Source organism: Desulfobacula sp. (assembly GCF_021107415.1).
Genome location: NZ_JAIOSW010000421.1, coordinates 1 through 4,045, shown reverse-complemented (window position 1 = coordinate 4,045; position 4,045 = coordinate 1). Strand labels below are relative to the sequence as shown.

Annotated in this window: 4 protein-coding genes; all 4 read right to left on the bottom strand. The window is 37.2% G+C overall.

Annotation, left to right across the window (positions count from 1 at the left end):
* Positions 1–461: 461 nt before the first annotated feature.
* Positions 462–833 (bottom strand): YdbL family protein, encoded by a 372-nt coding sequence (locus tag K8S13_RS21205; protein ID WP_291465719.1) that lies wholly within the window; start codon positions 831–833, stop codon positions 462–464.
* An 8-nt stretch (positions 834–841) separates the two neighbouring features.
* Positions 842–1,045 carry a YnbE family lipoprotein gene (locus tag K8S13_RS21200; protein ID WP_291465718.1) on the bottom strand — a complete coding sequence of 68 codons (204 nt, stop codon included), beginning with the start codon at positions 1,043–1,045 and terminating at the stop codon, positions 842–844.
* 16 nt (positions 1,046–1,061) lie between these two features.
* Positions 1,062–3,623: a YdbH domain-containing protein gene (locus K8S13_RS21195; protein ID WP_291465717.1), complete on the bottom strand. Its 2,562-nt coding sequence runs from the start codon at positions 3,621–3,623 to the stop codon at positions 1,062–1,064.
* On the bottom strand, positions 3,613–4,045 hold a 433-nt coding region (locus tag K8S13_RS21190), incomplete at its 5' end, for a DnaJ C-terminal domain-containing protein (RefSeq protein ID WP_291465716.1). The genes K8S13_RS21195 and K8S13_RS21190, both read right to left, overlap by 11 nt.

The following is a 4,045-nucleotide window of genomic DNA, read 5'->3' as shown; positions in this document are numbered from 1 at the left end:
TGTGAAATTATATAGTTGGAGTAATCTGTATCACCAGAGCCTTGCCTCGCAAGGCCTCGATGTATTTCGATAAGCGCCCGAATATATTTTTCTTGTTCTTCCATGAAATCTCCTTGATATAAAATCATTCATGTTTCAGTTAACAAAATAGTTAACCGGTTGTCCGCATATCTTTATAATATGGGGCATATCCTACTTTTAATTCAAACGAATTTGATTCAATAATTTCATATCAACGTTTTTAATACCTATAAAGGTCTTTCGACAGATCAACTTTGGTAAAAATATAATTGATTTAAAAGGAATCTGCAAGAATGTTCTTTATTGAAAAACCATATTTATCAGGACACCAACAATTTTTCTATATTCGGTTGAGGCAGGAAGGGATAAAAATGAGGCTGCTTTAGTTCATTCAGGCCGGACCTTATGCTGTCCGACCTGAATGAATTAAGTCATAAAACTTACTTTCTATACCACGAGCCATCCGGTTTCTGGATAAATTCTCCCGGTTTTGCACGATTCGCTATCTGTTTTGCACGCCTTTGTTCAACAAGTTCCAGGGTTGCATTCTGCTGTTTTGCGATATGCTTATAAATCATTTTTCTATCTTTATTCTCATCTGTAATAACGCTTTCCTGGGCTCTTTTATCCGTTACAAATGCAAGGTATCCTTTGTTGCTCTCACCCACAATACCCTTTGCTTTTAAATCAACAATAACAGGAAGCCGTTGTGTCATTCTCTCTTTAATTCCTGCTGCAAAAACAAATTGGGCTGTGATCATCAGACAAAGGACAATCAAAATATGTGTTTTAAAAATATTGCGAATATTCATACGACCTCCTAATCGTCTTTAATTTTGTCTTCAGCTGCGTCAATATCATCAAAAAAGTCATCAAGGGCCTTATCAACTTTGATATTGATATCAATGGTGATGTGGATGGGCTTTATTTCAACAGGCTTTACTTCAACTTGATGACTTGACTGGCAGCCTGCAAAAACAAAGGCAATAAGGAACAATGCTATGAAAAACAGTTTTCGGATCATACACTCTCCTTTTTTATTAATTAAAAATTGATTTTATTTTATTACCAAATTTCATCACTTCATTAAAGGGAAGTTTTAAATTTACGTCAAGTTTTATTCCCTGAAAACGTGATCCCGGGCTTGAAGCATCCACCCTGACGAACCCTCCAAACTCTTTTTTATACTCAAAGGGCAACAATTTACCAGGTTTTCCATCAAGCTCCATATTAACATAAAGGGTATCTTCAAAGGTGTGAAATACTAATTTTGCCCATTTATACTCAAAATCTTTTAAAGCTTCCTGGGCAAGATCCAGTTGGGCAAACTGCGGATTGTCCATTGGAATACCTGCGGTTATCAGATCTGCGTTGTCAATAACAACTTTTCCGCCACTGCCCGGAGTTGAGAACAAGAATCCATTATCAAATGAAATATTGCCGTCAGAATAAATTACCGGAATCCGACCGTTTAATGTACCGGTTCCTTCCGCATGGAAGGCCCCCATTTGTTTTAAGAGTTGTACCAATTCCAACCGATCGCAATAGAGATTCAAAGAATACATATTATTCTCCTGGGGTATTCGGATGGATTCCGTTGAGACAAGCCCATTGCACCAATTAAACCGAATGTTTTCGACAAGAAGGGATCTGGCATCCTCTATGCTGAATAGAATCCTTGCATCATTAATTTTGATTTTATTCACTTCAATCAAATCAATGGTTAAAATCTGCCCGGGAACAGATTCCAACACCAGCAGATCATTAAAATCGACTTTGGTGTTAATTCCGGTTGCGATCAAATTCATATCCGGAATTGAGATATTGCCATCCCTGACATTAACCTGCATAAATGTTTCTAATTGATGATTCAAAAGTTCTGCTTTCCCTTTGGCAGAAACGGTCACGTCAATTTCTGCATTTTGGATTTTCTGTCCCATCAGTTTCACTATATCTGCATCATTTAGCTTGACAGAATTTGTTTTAAAATCCAGGGATGCAAAAAGCCCTTTTTCAAACCCGACCATTGATTTAAATTGAACTTTTAAAGTCGGTAGCGTGCTAAAACTTACACCCCCGCTGACCTGGAATTCTTTTGAATCAGTTTGAAGGATTTTACCCTTTGTGCTTAAACTATATTGATTATTGTATGAAAGGGTCGGGATAGAATACTTCCCATATACTTTCTTTCCTACATTGGGATAAGAGATGGGAATTTCAATATTAATGCCATTAGCTTTGGTCTTAAATTCAGTGGATTTTATCTCCCCGTCCAAAGCTTTCAATGTCATGCCAAGGGACGGTGTATTATTTTTATCGATATGAAACCACCCTGAGGCACCTGCAAGCGGAAAACTTGAATCCATCAAGTCTGATTTAATACTGAGATTATTTGTCGTTAATGCCCATTTTGAGTTCAGCCCTTTGCCTGTATCGGTAAAATCCAAGACCATGTCCGAGGTTATTTTTGTATCTTTAAAAAGAAAAGCCTCTTTTTGATGTTGAATAAGGCCTTCTTTCAAGCGCAGGGTTATTTTTCCTTTACTTTTTAAGGGCGTACCACTGAAGTGGGCATTCAATTGAGGTTTTTTTATAGTTGCCATATTTGATTCATAGGCAATTTTATAACGTTGTATTTTGCTGTTTTTAAATTTTAAGTCAAAATGATAATCGTTTTTTAAACTGTTTTTTAAATTAAGGGTTAACCCATATTCCATCCGGGTTGCAGGCAGCAGTGAATGAGATATGCCAAAGGTACCGTTGGCGCTTATTTTCTGATTGTCTATCAAGAGAATCGTGGACAAATCTTTGATGGCTGCCTCAACAGGTTGAGTAAAACCAACCTGGGAAACATTTATTTCCCATTTTTTTTGAGGTGAAGATGATTCCAGAGTGAAATCAATCGGGCCCTTTAATTGTATCCCATGACTTACTTTTAAAATAAATTGATCCATATGCCCTAAATCAAAGGATTTTCCTTCAACCTTTATGGACTCAATCCCCTTATTTAAATCATAAGTAACAAGGGTATTAATTTTCTCTCCAAAGGGATACAGCAGAGTCCGGGCAACTATTTTCCCTTCCTTGAAACTGATGGTGGATAACACATCAAACGGAATCAAAAATTCATCATCCAATGCATGTAAAATTATTTTACTATTCTGTAAGACAATTTTTTCAGGTAAAAAAAACAGACCAGGCAAATCAGATAAACCAGATTGTCCGGTGTGATCTTTTGATAATCTTGGAAACTCCAATCCTTGAATTCTAATTTGATTATTTTCATCAAGACTTGCATGAATACTTAGTCCTGATATGGTCACCTTGCTAAGATGAATGGACGACAGCTCTTTAATATCGTAATCAATATTTACAGAATCAATTGATATGCCCTTGGTGACACGAATTTTAGAAACAAATGTATTATAAAAACCTAATTTTTGAATATCAAACTCAATATCATTTGGATTTAAGAATTGCGGCAGCCTCTTTACGATCTGGGACTCCACAATAGCAGGAAGACTGATAAACAGGCAAAGCACGACAATTGCAAACCCCAGGCAAAGCCAGACAATCATTTTTATGATTTTTTTAAAAAGCATTTTTAACATTCACTGTAAGATACATATCTCCTTTTATTCCATCAGGAACGGATTTACCCATTCCTGAAAGCCTTAACCGGGTTCCAGGTTTTACTCCGGAAGGAATCCTGACCCTGTACAAAGGTTTATAAAATCCCCAGGGAATCGTCACCATTTTATTTGTACCGGCAATGGCCTCAATGGTTGTGATATCAATATTTCCATAAAGATCCGGGCTGTCCGGTCTGCCGGATGTAACAATCATTTGAAGCTTTGGAGACCGTTTTTTTGCAGTAAATTGATTGATCTTCTGCTTTATGCCCGTTTCCGGCAGTTTTTTGTTCAGCCCGACCAGCACAAACCCTGCTATAAATCCTCCAATATGTGCCCACCAGGCAATACCCGATCCAGCGCCGCTGCCTGCTGCATTTAAAAACTGGATT